At 50.8% G+C, this 17005-nt stretch carries 11 protein-coding genes; 7 read left to right on the top strand and 4 right to left on the bottom strand.

Going from position 1 to position 17005, the window contains the following annotated elements:
- Positions 1 to 54 precede the first annotated feature (54 nt).
- Both F456_RS25120 and yidC read left to right on the top strand, forming a co-directional pair.
- Positions 55 to 818, top strand: a protein-coding gene (locus F456_RS25120; RefSeq protein ID WP_425314159.1) for an IS5 family transposase whose coding sequence is annotated in 2 segments (ribosomal slippage) — positions 55 to 394 and positions 394 to 818 — 765 coding nt in all. Because the reading frame shifts where the segments join, the coding sequence is not laid out codon by codon here.
- Between the two features lie 68 nt (positions 819 to 886).
- Positions 887 to 1627: a membrane protein insertase YidC gene (gene yidC, locus F456_RS22045; RefSeq protein WP_229675694.1), complete on the top strand. Its 741-nt coding sequence runs from the start codon at positions 887 to 889 to the stop codon at positions 1625 to 1627.
- Positions 1628 to 1743: 116 nt separating this feature from the next.
- On the opposite strand, the gene F456_RS0107430 is transcribed toward yidC, so the two are convergent.
- Entirely contained in the window at positions 1744 to 3933 is a 2190-nt protein-coding gene (locus F456_RS0107430) for an anthranilate synthase component I (RefSeq protein WP_018976379.1), read from the bottom strand.
- Between the two features lie 429 nt (positions 3934 to 4362).
- A complete protein-coding gene (locus F456_RS0107425; RefSeq protein ID WP_018976378.1) occupies positions 4363 to 4749 on the bottom strand; it encodes an ArsR/SmtB family transcription factor in 387 nt (128 codons plus the stop codon).
- Between the two features lie 216 nt (positions 4750 to 4965).
- On the opposite strand from F456_RS0107425, the gene F456_RS0107420 reads away from it, so the two are divergent.
- Positions 4966 to 7293: a heavy metal translocating P-type ATPase gene (locus tag F456_RS0107420; RefSeq protein WP_018976377.1), complete on the top strand. Its 2328-nt coding sequence runs from the start codon at positions 4966 to 4968 to the stop codon at positions 7291 to 7293.
- A gap of 212 nt (positions 7294 to 7505) precedes the next feature.
- On the opposite strand, the gene mgtE is transcribed toward F456_RS0107420, so the two are convergent.
- Positions 7506 to 8882 carry a magnesium transporter gene (gene mgtE / locus F456_RS0107415; protein WP_018976376.1) on the bottom strand — a complete coding sequence of 459 codons (1377 nt, stop codon included), beginning with the start codon at positions 8880 to 8882 and terminating at the stop codon, positions 7506 to 7508.
- Positions 8883 to 9158: 276 nt separating this feature from the next.
- Here mgtE and licT point away from each other — a divergent pair, with 276 nt between their 5' ends.
- The 3 genes from licT to F456_RS0107400 all read left to right on the top strand — a co-directional run bounded on the left by licT (position 9159) and on the right by F456_RS0107400 (position 13491).
- Positions 9159 to 10007 (top strand): BglG family transcription antiterminator LicT, encoded by an 849-nt coding sequence (licT, locus tag F456_RS0107410; RefSeq protein ID WP_018976375.1) that lies wholly within the window; start codon positions 9159 to 9161, stop codon positions 10005 to 10007.
- 123 nt (positions 10008 to 10130) lie between these two features.
- Positions 10131 to 11993 carry a beta-glucoside-specific PTS transporter subunit IIABC gene (locus F456_RS0107405; RefSeq protein ID WP_018976374.1) on the top strand — a complete coding sequence of 621 codons (1863 nt, stop codon included), beginning with the start codon at positions 10131 to 10133 and terminating at the stop codon, positions 11991 to 11993.
- A gap of 55 nt (positions 11994 to 12048) precedes the next feature.
- Entirely contained in the window at positions 12049 to 13491 is a 1443-nt protein-coding gene (locus F456_RS0107400) for a glycoside hydrolase family 1 protein (RefSeq protein WP_018976373.1), read from the top strand.
- A gap of 226 nt (positions 13492 to 13717) precedes the next feature.
- On the opposite strand, the gene F456_RS0107395 is transcribed toward F456_RS0107400, so the two are convergent.
- Complete coding sequence (locus F456_RS0107395) at positions 13718 to 14956, bottom strand: MDR family MFS transporter (RefSeq protein ID WP_026293718.1); 1239 nt, start codon at positions 14954 to 14956, stop codon at positions 13718 to 13720.
- Positions 14957 to 15171: 215 nt separating this feature from the next.
- On the opposite strand from F456_RS0107395, the gene F456_RS22040 reads away from it, so the two are divergent.
- Positions 15172 to 16953 carry an ABC transporter substrate-binding protein gene (locus tag F456_RS22040; protein ID WP_018976371.1) on the top strand — a complete coding sequence of 594 codons (1782 nt, stop codon included), beginning with the start codon at positions 15172 to 15174 and terminating at the stop codon, positions 16951 to 16953.
- Positions 16954 to 17005 lie beyond the last annotated feature (52 nt).

Genomic DNA, 17005 nt, shown 5'->3' with positions numbered 1-17005 from the left:
CTAGGGCCTGTACGCAAACTTCAAGAATATGATCAAATCTGTTAAATTAAAGATATGAGACGACGATACGATTTAACCGATGAGGAATGGAATGCCATCGAATCTTTCTTGCCACCGACTCGAAAAACTCAGGGAGGACGTCCACCTAAAGACCGAAGACACCGACTGAATGCCGTTCTTTGGGTCGCTCGTACCGGAGCAGCTTGGCGAGATTTACCGGATTATTATGGGCCTTGGTCTTCGGCTTATAGTTTCTTTTGGCGATTGCAGAAATCGGGAACGTGGGACAAAATCTTGGAACATGTCGCGATTGAACCGGACTTCGAACAAATGATGCTCGATACGACGATTGTGCGCGTTCACCAGCATGGAACAGGCGCAAAAGGGGGCAGCACAAGCAAGCGATCGGAAGATCAAGAGGCGGATTGACAACCAAAATCCATGCAGTCGTCGATGCGCTGGGCAATCCGCTCAAGTTCGAACTGACGCCTGGACAAGCTCATGACTCGGTCAAAGGATACGAAATGCTATCTCAGTTCGACCTGTCAAACCGTGAGGTTTTAGCCGATCGAGCTTACGATACCGATGCGATTCGAACTCTTTTAAGGGAACAAAATGCAGTCGCTGTAATTCCCAGCAAGAAGAATCGCCGAGTGCAGCACGTCTATGACCGTACGGTATATAAAGAACGTCATCTGGTCGAATGCTTTTTCAACAAAATGAAAAACTACCGACGCCTGGCCACTCGTTACGACAAGACAGCGAGCATGTTCAAGGCTTTTTTGGCTTTGATTTCGATTCGAATCTGGCTTAAATAGGTTTGCGTACACGCCCTAGTACAACGCCCGGTTTTTTTAATCATTATATCGTGTTTCCTATCTCTTATTTGATTCAGCATCTGTCGGTATGGTTCGGCGGCAGTTACGGAATCGGAATTATTTTGATTACGGTGCTCGTCCGGATCGTATTGTTTCCGCTGATGATGCGGCAGGCACGATCGCAGCAGCAGATGAAAATCAAGATGAACAGCATGCAGCCGGAACTGGATGCGTTGAAGAAAAAATATGAGAATCAGAAAAATCCGGAGCAGCAGAAGGAGATGCAGCAGGAGATGCTGGCGATTTACCAAAAGCACAGCTTCAATCCGCTGAATATCGGCTGTCTGCCGATTCTGATTCAACTTCCGATTCTGTCGGGCCTCTATACAGCGATTCGGCTGACGCCAGAACTGTCTTCCCATTCCTTCTGGTGGTTCAAGTTGGGTCAACCGGATTGGATGATGGCAATTCTGGTCGCTTCGCTGTACTTGGTACAGGCAAAGGTATCGCAGTACAGCATGACGCTGGAACAGCGTAAGCAAATGGCGGTCATGAGTTATATTTCTCCGCTGATGATGCTGTTCTTCTCGTTTAATGCACCGGCTGCAATGCCGCTCTACTGGATGGTAAGTGCCTTGTTCCTTCTCATTCAGACCCTGTTGTTCCGCAAAATGTATCCGCCGATTCTTCCGAATGCGTTAGCAGAAGAAGATGCATTCTCCAAGTCGGATAAGCTGGATGAGACGAAGAAGGACAAGACTGCATCCGCCAAATTAGGGAAAGCGATTAACAAAACGGCAAAGATCTAATGAGAATGTGTAAAAGAAAAAAGATGCTGGACTGCTGAAATAGATAAAAGCGCTCCCTCTCATTCCGTAGAAATGAGAAGGGGCGCTTTTTGTATAAAATATTTGGGATCGAAGGCTTAACGCGCTGCAGAACTGCTTAGAGCTGTCGTCCGCATAAAGTTTTCGATAATTTGATGACCGATCCGGCCGCCAGCAGTTAGCAGCGATTCCGGATGGAATTGTACGGCATAGACGGGAAGCTCACGGTGGCGGATGCCCATTACGACGCCGTCTTCCGAACGGGCCGTAACTTCCAGACAGTCCGGCATTGTTTCGGCATATAGAGAGTGATAGCGGCCGACTTTGAAGGATCCGTCGATACCGTCGAACAATGGGCAGCCTGCGGAAGAGGTGACCAAGGCAGGCTTGCCATGCTGCGGTATATTAAGGACTCCCAAGTTTCCGCCGTAGTACTCGACGATGCCCTGCAGACCGAGACATACACCGAACATAGGCATTTCGTGATCCAGTGCCAAGTCAAGCACTTCGCGCATCCGGAAGTCATCGGGACGTCCGGGTCCGGGTGACAAGACAATTCCGTCAAAAGATTCGCCGCTGCGCAGTACACGCAGCGCAGCCGAAGTACGAAGTACACGCACTTCCGCTCCGGTTTCTTTGAAGTATCCGGCCAAGGTGTGTACAAAGGAATCTTCATGGTCGACAAAGAGAAGACGTTTGCCGGTGCCCGGCTTGCTCTGCGTCTGCACTGCCGCGGTCCCGGCGCGGGTTCCGCGAACGGCTTTGAGCAAGGCTGCTCCTTTGGTGAGCGTTTCTTCTTCCTCTTCGGCAGGGATCGAATCGTAGAGCAGAGTGGCCCCAACCCGAATTTCGGCTACACCGCCGCGGATACGAATCGTACGCAGTGTTAATCCGGTATTCAGCCCGCCGTCGAAGCTGTAAAAGCCGACAGCGCCTCCGTACCAGTCACGCGGAGAATCTTCATGGTCTTCAATCCAACGGATAGCCGCTTTCTTCGGTGCACCGGTCACTGTTACCGCCCACATATGAGTCATAAATGCGTCAAGGGCATCATATCCTTCACGCAGTGTGCCTTCGACATGGTCGACTGTATGAAAGAGATGTGAATAGGTCTCAATCTGGCGGTGACCGATCACGTTGATTGACCCTGGCTCGCAAACACGGGACTTGTCGTTGCGGTCCACATCGGTACACATATTCAATTCTGCCTCATCCTTGTGGGAATTCAGCAGCTTGCGGATCTGCTCCGCATCTTCAATCGGAGATGCGCCGCGTTTGATCGTACCCGAGATCGGGCAAGTTTCCATGCGTTTGCCCTCGACACGCACGTACATTTCCGGCGACGAGCCGACCAAATGCTCGGTACCGAGGTTCACGATAAAGCCGTAAGGGCTTGGATTAATCTCGCTCAAGCGAAGAAATACGGCGGAAGGTGCTTCCGGGCACGGCTCGTAAAGCGTTTGAGTTGGCACAACTTCGAACAAATTGCCGACTTTGAACTGTTCGATTGCGGTATCGACCAACTGCGCGTAGTGTCCCGGTACATAATCCGGCAGTTCAGGAGCAGAGTGTTGAGGCTGTGCTGCATTGGCTGTAGGCGGAGTAGAACGATCCAATCCCGCTGTAGAGCCGCCGTTATAAGCGAAATCATAGCTCAGCTTGTAAGCCTGACCAAGCTGACGGTCGACCATAACGATCTCATCCGGCAGATACAGGACAACGTCCGGCCGTTCCAAGGTACGTTCATGCTTAAGCGGCATAGGTTCGAATTGGAACACGAGATCATAACCGAATGCTCCATACAGACCCAGCTGTGAATCTTCCGGTGCTTCCAGCAGCTCCTTGATACTGCGCATCAAAGTAAAGATTGACGGACGGCGGGTGCGGTCTTCTTCGGACAGCAGGTCGTCTTCATCTTCATTTCGCAGTACAGATCCGGTAATCAAACGGCCTTCGCGCTCCATGGTAAACACGGGATTGTCGGACAGATGATGAAACAGGAAATCGAGCAGCAAATCGCCGCGTTCGTTAATTGCCTGAATCTCAAAACTGCCGCGTGAAGAACGAAGTTCGATCGGCGGATTAAGAAAACCGACGTCCCATCTCGAATAACGACCAGGGAATTCATAGCCGCTCGTAAATAAAGCACCTCTATAACGATCGATACCTTCAAGAATGGGTGATACCGCCTCTGACGAGTCAAGAGGGGTTAGGATACGGGTGATTTCAAGATTGCCCCGCGTAGCATAAATAGACTGCTGTGGGGAAAGGGTGGCTTGGAATTTCACTTTTTCTCCTCCTTCAATTGTAAAAGGTTTGGAGAGAAAAGAGAAAGAAAGTGATGGATATGCGATTAAAAAGGGGACTCGGCTCCGCTCAACTTGTCTCTGCTCTAGTCTCTGCTCAGGCTCAGCTTCAGGGGTAATGCTTCTCGGTAAAACATGCGGACTCTTCCGCAGGCGCCCGGCTCTCCGGACTTACGGAAATGATACCGGGTCGGCAGAAGGTTGTCAATGGTCGGATTGATTATCGGCTTTACACTCGGCAGGCAGCTAATTACGAGTGCAATACAGTTGCAATACAGTTGCAATACAGCAATGAGGCTGTAATGGATATACCCCTATAACGATAGGCAGAAAAGTGGGATATACAAAAAAGGAAGCTCGTCTTCGAGCTTCCTTTCATGCTTGCAAAGTTCCGTCTGCATCGATTTTCGCTCAACCGTGCTTCAAATGCTGAAGGGTCTGAGCGAATATCTCTTCCACATGCCGGTCGTCCAATGAATAGAAGACAGTTTTTCCGACTTTGCGCCGCTTTACGATGCGGGTATTGCGCAAATAACGGAGCTGATGCGATACCGCCGACTGCGTCATGTCCAGTACGATACATAAGTCGTGTACGCACAATTCCCTTTGCAGCAGCGCATAAATCAATCTCACTCGAGTAGGGTCGCCCAAAGTTTTGAACAGCTCGGCCATATCGATCACGGTAGAATCATCCACAAAGTTATCTTTAATTCGGACAAGCGTCTCTCGGGGGGCCGCGCTATCTGCGTCATGGCCGCATTCGTCCGTTAGATCTTCACGCAGTGTTTCCTGTGTCACGCGTTATCACCTTCCCGTATGCGTCGTAGATTCATTATATCAAATATCATAGGGATTACGAATAACCATTTTCCGATGATTTCTTTGACATTTGAAAGGAAGAAGACTATACTCAAATCAACAAATGAATACATGCTCATATGTATTCGTGAAGGTTTTGAATAACTTTTAATGAATTTCCCGAAGAGTTAAAAGAGACTGTTAGGAGGGATCATTATGGGAACCGCCGCAGAAAGCTCGAAAAGAGAATGGATACTTGAGGGATTGGATTGCGCGAACTGCGCACTTAAGATCGAAAACAGCATACAGAAGATGCCCGGTGTATCGGCCTGTTCACTGAATTTTGTCAACAAGACGCTTACATTTGAAACCGATCCAGGATATGAAGAAGAAGTGTCTTCGAAGACTGTCCGGACAATCAAGAAGTTGGAGCCGCATATCGAAATCCTGGTCAAAGGTTCTCGACAGACTGTAGATGCCTCAGGAAGAATTGACGAAGGTTCTGCGGCACGCAGGCTTGGACACGGAGGAGGGCGGAGCAAATCCAACCAACAGCAAACGACCTACGGACATTCACATGCAGATCATGAACATAGCGATTCGAATCATGAAGGCCATTCCCATTCTCATGAGCACGGGGGAAGCTGGAATATATTGATCGCAAGGCTGAGCATCGGTGCAATTTTGCTGACAGCCGCACTGCTGGCTCCGTTAAGCACAGGATGGGAGCTGACCCTGTTCCTGCTGGCCTATTTGACAGTCGGCGGAGACGTCGTGCTGCAGGCAGCCAAGAACATTTTTCGCGGTCAGGTCTTCGACGAATACTTTCTGATGTCGGTAGCGACAATTGGTGCTTTTGCAATCGGACAATATCCGGAAGGCGTTGCCGTCATGCTGTTTTATCAGATCGGTGAGCTGTTCCAGAGTCTGGCTGTCAACCGTTCACGCCGTTCGATCACTTCGCTGCTCAATATCCGACCGGATTATGCGAATCTGAAGACGAATGGAGAGACGCGGAAGGTAAGTCCGGAGTCAATCGCGGTCGGCGATCATATTTTGGTGCGGCCGGGTGAAAAAATACCGCTTGATGGTCGTATTATAGAAGGTTCTTCGTTGGTTGATACATCGGCGCTGACAGGTGAATCGGTTCCCCGCAGTGCAAAATCCGGAGATGAAGTTCTCGGCGGATTCATCAACAAAAACGGAGTGCTGACTGTTGAAGTCACGCGTCCGTTCGGTGAATCGTCGGTAGCCAAAATTCTCGAACTGGTAGAAAATGCGGCGGGACGCAAAGCTCCAACAGAGACTTTCATCAACAAGTTTGCTCGCGGCTATACACCGGTTGTCGTGATTACAGCGCTGCTGCTGGCCGTTGTACCGCCATTGATTGTTCCCGGTGCAACGTTCTCGGACTGGATTTATCGCGCTTTGATTTTCCTCGTTATTTCTTGCCCGTGTGCGCTTGTCGTTTCAATTCCGCTAGGTTTCTTCGGCGGGATCGGAGCAGCCTCCAGACAAGGCATATTGGTCAAAGGCGGCAACTATCTCGAAGCGCTCAACAGCGTCGGGATTGTCGTGTTCGATAAGACCGGCACCTTGACGAAAGGGAGTTTTGATGTAACGGAAGTACGTCCTGCCGACAATGTTGAACGCAGTGAATTGCTGGAGATGGTCGCCTATGCCGAGCTGCACTCCAATCATCCGATCGCGGATTCGATCCGCAAAGCTTACGGCAAAGAACTCGACGAGTCGAAAGTGAGCGATTATGAAGAGATATCAGGCTACGGTATCCGGGTTCAGTGGAGTGGAAAAACCGTGCTGGCCGGCAATGCAAAGCTGATGAGGAAGGAAGGGATTTCGTTCGGCGAAGAAGACTCTTTCGGTACCGTTGTTCATGCAGCAGTTGACGGGCACTATGCCGGACAAATTTTGATCGCCGATGAGATCAAGGCAGATTCTGCGGATGCCATTCGAGGTCTGAAAAAACTTGGCGTACGACGCACGATAATGCTGACCGGCGATACAAGCCGAGTAGGCGATAAAGTCGGCCGCAGCCTCGGAATCGATGAAGTTCATGCCGAGCTTCTGCCCGAACAGAAAGTGGAAGAGATCGAGAAACTGATCGGATCCAAATCGCCAAAAGAAAAAATTCTGTTCGTCGGCGACGGAATCAATGATACGCCCGTGCTTGCAAGAGCCGATGTCGGCGTCGCGATGGGCGGACTTGGATCTGACGCTGCTATTGAAGCGGCGGATGTCGTGATCATGACAGATGAACCTTCGAAACTTGTGACCGCAATCGGAATTGCCAAGAGAACACGCCGGATCGTTTGGCAGAACATTTTCTTCGCGCTCGGTGTAAAAGCGATCTTCCTGATTCTTGGCGTATTCGGTATTGCGACAATGTGGGAAGCCGTATTCTCCGACGTTGGCGTTACGATTATAGCGGTACTCAATGCCATGCGAGTGCTGCGCGGACAGTATGCGGATGCGGGTACAATCGGCAGCCAGAGCAAGGCTCAGGCCCAGAACTCCGCTGTGTAACGGCAACAGTAAGACCAGCATACAGTTTGTCAAATCTATGCTTAGCACTTCACACAGAGTAATCTTTCTTGATCTATACGATCTTCCACACAATCTTCCATGCCCCGTACAAAAAGAACACCGGATTCCTTCACAAAGGAATCTGGTGTTCTTTGCTTGTCCTGCAGTTATTCTCCCGCTTGCAGTTATAAGAAATCAGACGATCAGCCTTTTTAGAGCATGCCCAAAAAACGACTGGCAATTCCGAAGTAGATAAACAAGGAAAGAATATCATTTAGTGTAGTAATGAGCGGCCCGGAAGCGACGGCAGGGTCAACCTTGAAGCGGCTGAGCAGCAGCGGAATGCAGGTTCCCGTTAAGGTTCCGATGATTAGGGTAGCCAGCAGGGATACGCCGATAATTCCGCCGAGGACCAGGTTCCCCTGCCAGAAGTAAGCGATCACGGTGATGAGTAGACCGCAGGATATTCCGATCACAATGCCGACGATCAGTTCCCGCCGAATCAGCTTCCACACGGTCTTCGCGTTCAGCTTACGCCCATTCAGACCCCGAACTACGACTGCCAGCGACTGAGTGCCGGTGTTGCCCGTCATCCCTGCAATCATCGGCATAAAGAAGGCGAGGGCAACAATTTGATTCAGCGTATTTTCAAAAAAATTGACGATGCTTCCCGAGATCAGACCGATAAATAGCAGCAAAATCAGCCAAGGCAATCTGCGGCGAACGGCGACGATCGCCTTCGTATCAAAGTCGATATCTTTGCTGCCGCCGCCCATTTTGGCGATGTCTTCATCGGCTTCGGAAACGACGATATCCAAAATGTCGTCGACGGTAATAATCCCGCAAAGCCGCGATTCTTCATCGACGACAGGCAGCGCAAGAAATTCATAGCGCTGGATCAGCTGTGCCGCTTCCTCCTGGTCCATGGTGACCGAAGCGGAGACGATGCGCTTTTTCATCAGATCCCCAATTAATTGATGATCCTCCGCGAAGAACAGATCGTGGTAGGAGACAACGCCTGCAAGGCGCCGCTCCTGATCCACGACATAGAGATAACTGATCGTATCGGACATTGCAGCTGAGCGGCGGATATGTTCGGTAGCTTCTTGCACCGTATCCTCCGCCGAAATGGAAATAAAGCGATCCGACATCAAACGGCCGGCGCTTTCGGGTGGATAGCCAAGCAGCTTGCGAAGGGTACTCGAGCTGCTCAAATGCATGTAAGAAAGCAGTTCTTCGCGCTTTGCAGGCGGCAAATCCTGCAGGAAACGCGTTAGATCCGCATCATCCATCTGCTCCATGACGTCGACGGAACGGTCGGGCCCCAGCGCCTGGAAAATATCAGCCTGCTCTTGACCGCTCATCATCTCGATCATGTCCGCAAGCTGCTCCGTTTGCAGGCGGATCAGGAAGTGACCCGAATCTTCCGGATCAAGTTCCCGATAAATCTGCGTTAGATCGTAGGGATGCAAATCGCGGGCGAAAGCGTGAAATTCGGTGAAATCTTGATGTTCAAGCAATCTGTGAGTCTCTTCGGTAAGCTGCGCGACATAACGCTCTTCCGAAGTTTGCTGCTGTTTGGGTGGCATATGAACCATGAACCTCCTCGAACCGAAAAATTCTCAATTGCTTACTATCTAAAATAACCTTGAGGAGCCGGGGTCAAACCCTTTGGTTTCAGAGGGAGTCTTGGATTCCAGAGAAAAAAAGGAACAGCTTTTGAGAGTCCCTCTTGCCATCAAGACAGTTAGGTGCTACACTTGAGTAAGCGTATACAGAACGGGTTGTTACTGTTAAATCAGGCAAAACCGTGACCTTTCGCAAGGTCGGGTTTTGTCTTTTTTCGTAGCAAAGAGGGTGATGTTTTGGAAATCAAAAAAATTTTAAACAACAATGCAGTTGTAGCGTCCAAAGGCAATGAAGAAGTCATTGTAATCGGTCGAGGCGTTGCTTATAACAAGCGCGTAGGGGACCATGTCAGCGAGGAAACGATCGAAAAGGTCTTTACGCTGGAAAACGAAGAGATGAATCGCAAGTATAAGGCGCTTATAGCGGATATGCCGATCGAGTATTTGGAGCTGTCCGAGCGAATTGTAAATTATGCGACAATTAAGCTTGGCAAGAAACTGAGTGAAAGCCTTTACATTCATCTGACTGACCATATCCACTTCGCAGTGGAACGAACGCGCAGCGGAATGATCATCAAGAACGGACTGCTCTGGGAGACCAAGCAGCTGTACAAGGAAGAGTACGAAATCGGGCTTGAAGCATTGAACATGATTTTGGAACAGTTCGGCGTGATTCTGCCCGAGGACGAAGCTGGATTTCTGGCCCTACACATCGTTAATGCCGGGATGAACGAGGAAATGCCTGTTGTCAAAAAAATGACGAAGATCATGCAGGACATTCTGACGATCATCAAGTATCACTTTAGGATCGAGTTCGACGAGAGCTCGCTCGGATACTACCGTTTTATCACACATCTGAAATTTTTCGCGCAGCGGCTCGTCAAAGGGACGCATTATAATCGTGATCAATTCGAGGATATGCTGACGGTTATTCGGGAAAAGTATGCGAATGCGTACGAGTGTGCAGTTAAAATCCGCAAATTCGTTGAGAATCAACACAGCTACCAGCTGTCGGACGAAGAACTGATGTATTTAACGATCCATATCCAGCGGGTCGTGTACAAAAAAGAATCAACCACCATTTAGGGTGTTACCGCGAGGGCAAGCCTAAATCAAACCAAGAGGTTTGATTTAGGCTTTTTTGTATCCATTTTGCCGGAATACCCACTGCAGAAGCGGAAATCATAAGCATTCGAGGAGGAATTATTCATGAAATACAGTGAACTGTCCCGTGATATTTTGAAAGAAGTTGGCGGCAAAGACAATGTCATCAGTCTGATCCACTGTGCCACGAGACTTCGCTTCACATTGAAGGATGAAGCGAAAGCAGACAAAGATGCTCTAAATAATATGCCCGGCGTGCTGACTGCCCAATCGGCAGGAAATGAGTTCCAGGTCGTCATCGGTTCTCACGTCTCGGAAGTGTATGAGACGCTTCTGACCGAAGGCGGCGTACAGGGAGGAGGCGGGAACGCTGACGCGAAGCAGGCGAAGGAGAAGCTGTCGAGCCGCATTTTCGGCGTCATTTCAGGCAGTTTCGCGCCGCTGCTTGGCGCCCTCGCCGGATCAGGTATGCTGAAAGCCCTGCTTATCATTTTGTCGATGACAGGATTGCTGGATGACCATGCTTCGACGTATCTGATCCTGCAGGCTGCGGCCAACGCCGTCTTCTACTTCCTGCCGATCTTCCTTGGCATCACTCTGGCGACGAAGCTTGGCGCGAACGCCTATGTCGGCGGGATTATCGGCGCTGCACTGCTGGAGCCGAATCTGACAGGGCTTGCGGCATTCGAAGCGCCGGTCACATTCCTCGGCATTCCGGTTATCATTGCAAACTATTCGTCGACAGTATTCCCGGTATTTATCGCCGTATGCTTCTATGCGCTGCTGAACAAGTTTCTGAAAAAAGTGATCCACCAAAGCGTACAGCTGTTCCTCGTACCGATGCTGTGTCTGCTCATCATCGTACCGCTCACCGTATTGGTTTTTGGTCCGTTCGGTGTCTACGCGGGGAACGGAATTGCAGAATTGATTACGTTCCTGGCTGATAAGAGCGGCTGGCTGGCCGGTCTCGTACTCGGAGGATCGTGGATGTTCCTGACGCTCCTCGGTATTCACAACGGAATTATTCCGATCATTATTCAGAACCTATCGCAGGGAGGCGATGCACTGAGTGCCATGTTCGGACCGGCCGTATTCGCGGAAACGGGACTTGCTGTCGGTATCCTACTGCGTGCTCGCGATAAAACAACTCGTTCGCTTGCCAGCTCCACGGCTATTCCGGGTCTGCTGGCAGGGGTAACGGAGCCGATCATCTATGGCTTCATCCTTCGTTACAAACGTACAATTCCTTACGTCGTGATCGCGGGCGCACTTGGCGGAGCAATCAATGGGGCAATGGGCAGCAAATCGATGGCATTCGCCTTCCCGAGCATCTTTGCCATTCCGACATTCAGTCCAATGCTCGGTTATGCGATCGGATCAGGCATCGCGTTCCTGCTGGCTGCCGGACTTGTTTACTTCCTCGGGTATGAAGACAAGCGGAGAACGGATGCCGACAACGCGAGAGAGGAAAATGCTGCGCCTATTCCAACTCCGGCAGCTTCACCGTTGACGAAGAGAGAAATGGTATTCAGCCCGCTGTCCGGCACAATCCAGCCGCTCAGCAGCGTGAGCGACGGCGCATTTGCGTCGGGCGCTATGGGGCAGGGCATTGCTATCGTTCCGAACAAAGGGGAAGTTGTGTCTCCGGTCGACGGAATTGTAACCAATGTGTTCCCTTCCAAGCATGCAATTGGTATCACGTCAGACGGCGGAGCGGAGATTTTGATCCACGTCGGTATCAATACCGTCAAGCTCAAAGGCGAATACTTCACGGCCTTGATTGAGCAGGGAGCCCGCGTATCGGCAGGAGATATTCTGCTTCGCTTCGATCTCGGCAGAATTCAAGAAGCCGGATTCGAAGTGATCACGCCAGTCATCGTTACAAATGGGGACCGTTATCTCGAAATCTTGGAAACACAGGATAAGAAGGCAGTAAGCGGCGAGAAGCTGCTGACCCTTTTACAATAAAAAAATGACCTCAGGGTGTCCTGCACACTCTGAGGTCAATCAAGGAGATGAGGATATGACAAACAATCAATTTCCCGAAGGATTTCTGTGGGGAGGAGCGGTAGCCGCCAACCAGGTGGAAGGCGCATACCTTGAAGATGGAAAAGGACTGAGCACATCCGATGTGCTGCCGCCGGCTCCGGCCCGTTTCAAACTCCTGTTCCATGGCAAAGGAGAAATTCCGCAAATTGAGGAAGGCACGTACTACCCTTCGCACGAAGGCATCGATTTTTATCATCGCTACAAAGAAGACATTGCGCTGTTAGCAGAAATGGGATTCAAAGTATTCCGGACTTCGATCGCCTGGTCTCGCATTTTCCCAAGTGGTGACGACGAACACCCGAACGAAGCGGGACTGAAATTTTACGACGATGTGATCGACGAACTGCTTAAATACGGCATCCAGCCGCTAATCACGATGTCGCACTTCGATATGCCGCTCGCGCTGCTGGAGAACTATGGCGGCTGGCGTAACCGCAAGCTGATCGCTTTATACGAACGGTATGCCCGCACGCTGTTCAAGCGCTATGGAGATCGGGTCAAATACTGGATTACATTCAACGAAATCAACATGCTTGCGCATATTCCGTTTATCAGCGGAGGAATTGTTATTGCGGAAGGCGAGAATAAGGCGCAGGCTGTGTATCAGTCCGCCCATCATCAGTTTGTTGCCAGTGCGCTGGCCGTCAAGGCGGCGCGCGAGCTGATGCCCGAGGCGATGGTAGGCTGTATGGTAGCGGGGGAAGCGATTTACCCGTTCACTTCCAAACCGGAAGATTCGATCGAGGCGATGGAGCATGCACGCATCACCCAGCTGTTCACGGACGTTATGGTGAAAGGCGAGTATCCGTATTACACCGAGAACTTTTTCCGTAAAAAGAATGTGGAACTTGTGACAGAAGCGGAAGATGCAGTGCTGCTGCGCGATCATACCGTCGACTTCATCTCGTTCAGCTACTACACCAGTACGGCAGTCAGCAGCGATCCCGACCATCCCGACAAAGCGTCCGGCAATCTGTTTGGCGGCGTCGTCAATCCGTATCTGCAGTCGAGCGACTGGGGATGGCAGATCGATCCGCTCGGCCTGCGCTGCGCGCTTCATCAGATGTACGAACGTTACGGGAAGCCGCTCTTTATCGTGGAAAACGGACTCGGCGCATCGGACACGCTGGAGCCGGGCGATATCGTCAATGACGATTACCGGATCGATTATCTGAACCGTCATCTGATTGAAGCCCGCAGGGCGATCGAGGAAGGCGTAGAGCTGATCGGTTATACAAGCTGGGGCTGCATTGATCTCATCAGCGCGTCCACTGGCGAAATGAAGAAGCGTTATGGCTACATTTACGTCGATCGCGATAATGAAGGCGGCGGCACGCTGCGCCGAATTCGTAAGAAGAGCTTCCATTGGTACAAAGAAGTGATTGCGACAAACGGCGCTTCACTAAGCGATAACTAGAATAATTCATGTCCAAAATATTTCATAGTTAGAATACCTCATAATTAGAAGATCTCATTATAATTAGAAGATTTCATTATCGGACCCTCTTCCGGTAAAAGGACAAAACTGACCGATCAAAAAAAGCTGCGCGGCGTCTTCCGGACGCCGGCGCAGCTTTTTTGATCGTAGAATCCAGATACGTTTCACAGAGCGCTGCAGGCACTCTGTGCCGTATACCTGTGAATCAGACCGACTGTCGAACTTCTGTCGAAACCGCCGCTTCTCTTGCCGACAAACGGTTATGCGCGGCAAGCAGAAACGGTAGACCGCATGCGGTCAGCAGAGCCAGTGGAGCAAATACGGCAAGCCCACTCTGCAGCGCAAAGCGGTCGAGCAGAAGACCGCCAACAATGGGCGCGGCGACATTGCCGATGTTGTTAAAGCCGATTGTCCCAAAATAGGTCCCTTTCCATTGGAGGGGGGCGATTCGGTCAATCAGCATATCCATCATGGTGAACAGCAGCACCTCGCCGACCGTGAAGACAAATACGGCAGTGAGCATCAGCACAAGACTGTGTCCCATTCCGAACATCAGCAGCGAGAGGGCGACAAGCCCGTTGCCAAGAATAAGCGGTACGACCGGTTTGAAACGGCTGACCGTGCGCACAATTGGAAACTGAACGATCAGCACAACCGCAGCATTCATCGCCAGCATGTAAGAGAACAGTTCTCTGCCTTTCTCTATACTTGGCGTCAGCGCCAAATACTGAGCCAGTGTTGAGCTGAAATGTCCGTAGCCGAGCACGCAGAAAGTCGTTCCGATCAGTACGGGCATAAAGATCCGGTCGCGGCTCGTTACGGCGAGCGCTTCGCGAATCCTCGGGGGAGCGGCTTCACTCGGAAGCGGCAGAACGCTGCGGTATACGGCAAACTGTATGATCAGCACCAATCCGTACAGGATATAGACGACACCGGCAATGACAAACGGGAAGGTCGATTCCGCCGATCCGAGCCGCAGGCCCAGAATGGGACCGAAAACGACACCGATATTGATGGCGGCATAGCGCAAATTAAAAGCCAGCAGTTTGTGCTCCGGCGGTGTTGTATCGGACAGAAGAGCCCGGGAAGCCGGCTCGAACACGGAGCGGCAGATCCCGTTTAATACATTGACAACAAAGAACATCCAGATCTCGCTTGCGGCGGCAAATCCGAAAAACACGGCGGCCCAGCAAAATACGGAGACAAGCATGACCTTTTTTCGTCCGATCCGGTCGGAGATATAACCGCCGTAGAAGCTGATTGATACGCCCGCAAGGGCGCTGGCCGCAACGATCAGACCGGTCTGGGTTGAAGAGACCCCAAGGCTTCCGGTCAGGTAGATCGCGAGAAACGGAATGCTCATCGAAGTGACGAGGCGACCGAACATCGTACCTACAATGATCGTCCAAGCCAGAGGATGAATAGACTGAAGTGCTTTGGGAATCATTGGCCTTACTTCCCTTCTTAATGAACTTCTGTCATTGTACCGCTGTAAAAGGGGAAGAAAAAGGGCAAGAATCCGGTTGCTTTTTTCACCTTTTATATGCTGGAATAGAGTCAGAGCTCATCAGGAGACAATCAGCGTGAGAAGAAGCGGAAAACCGATGGAGCAAAAAGAAAAGAATCGGACAAGGAGAATGGGATAAGGAGGAATCGCATATGGATAACGGTACGATGCAGTATTTGCGAATTTACGATCAACTGCGATATGAGCATTCCAAAGGAAAGGAAGTAACGGTAACGGTCGCAAAGCTCGCCGAGATGCTGTACTGTACGCCGAGAAATGTAAAGTTTGTCCTGCGAAAACTTGAAATGCTCGGCTGGATCGAATGGAAGCCGGGACGAGGGCGTGGTAACGGTTCGAAGCTGCGTTTTCTTCGTCCTCCCGAAGAAGTGTTGGAGCTGCGCATGCAGAACCTCCTGGAGAAAGGAAGAATGAGCGAAGCGCTGGATCTGATTGCCGAAACAGGGATGGATGACCTGGTGAAAACCCGATTGTGGTCGCAGTTCAATGTTTATCTGGGCCTGCACAGTGAACCCGAAGACAACCAGGACTGCGATGTGCTGCGCATGATCCGCTACCGCAAAATGGAGAGGTTGGATACTTCTTCGGTATATACGGCTTTCGAAGTCTACATACTGGGTCAAATTTTCGATACGCTGGTCACTTATGAATCGTCTTCGGGCAAATTTTTGCCAAAGCTTGCGCACCGCTGGGAAAGCAATACGGAACAGGACCGCTGGACCTTTTATCTTCGTAAGGGGGTTCGTTTTCACAACGGAAGACTGCTGACCTCCTCCGATATACGCGACACGCTGCTGCGCCTGCGTCGCAAAAATTCGCCTGCGCTTCGTCTGCTGACCGATATCGAAGAAGTGGAAACGCCGGGCGATTACACCGTCGTATTTCGCTTGTCGCAGCCTAATCCGTTTTTCCTGCATCTGGCAGGCAGTCTGTACATGGCGGTCGTACCGCCGGAGTCGGACGGACAGGACATTCCGATTGGAAGCGGACCTTTTCAGATCTCTGAACTGAGCGAGCATAAGCTGTCTTTGCGAGCATTTGAGGGGTACTACGGCTATCGGCCGCTGCTTGATCGGGTAGACGTATGGTTTATGCCGAATATGGAAACGGGGGAACGCACTTATCATCTTTCGGAAGCGGATCAGGTCGAAGGCAGTCGGGAGGTGGACACAGACGCGCTCTGCTGTCGTTATTTGATTATCAATTTCCGAAAAGAAGGCCCGCATACCCATCCGGATTTTCGCAAAGCACTGCGCCTCGTATACGATCGTAAGCTGTTGGTCGAAGAGTTGGGCGGAGATCGTCTGGCTCCTGCAGCAAGTTTTCTTCCTCAATTCAGTGCAAAATCTGCAATCGAATCGGGAACGCTTGCCGAAGCCGCGACGTTTCTTCGATCCAGCGGTTACGGGGGACAAGCGATCCGACTCGTTTTTACAGACAAAAAAGAAGAGTGGATCGAAGCCAATTGGCTGCGCCGCCGAGCGGAGAAAATCGGAATGGATCTGGAGTTGTGTCCGCAAAAGCCTTCGGAAGGATATATTCAAGCGGAAGAAGGCGAACTTGCAATCTCTTCCGAAGTGCTGGAGGACGATTGGGAGCTGGACCTGCTTAATTTCTTTCTCAACGATGCCAACTGCTTAAACCGGATGCTCGGAGATGAACAGCGGGAACGGATTCAAGAACTGTTCGAAGGTTTCATGATGAAAGAAGAGCAAGAGCGATTGAAAACATTCGGTCTTGCTCAGAGGCTGCTGGACAAAGAAAACTGGCTGCTGTTTGGTGCGCATACAAGTCACCGCGCTTACTTTAACCGCAGCTTGTATGGGCTTCGCATAGGTTCTTTCGGATTTCCGAATCTCTCCAGACTTTGGGTCAAAGGTGAGGACTGCGGCTGCAGCACGGACGGCAAGCATTGAATCACGAAGACCTCGGATCTATACTTACGATAAGCGATAATTGACACTTGCA

The sequence above is a fragment of the Saccharibacillus kuerlensis DSM 22868 genome (genome assembly GCF_000378145.1).
Taxonomy (GTDB): Bacteria; Bacillota; Bacilli; order Paenibacillales; family Paenibacillaceae; genus Saccharibacillus; species Saccharibacillus kuerlensis.
The sequence above is the reverse complement of the archived record's forward strand: the minus strand, read 5'-3'. Positions and strand labels throughout refer to the sequence as shown.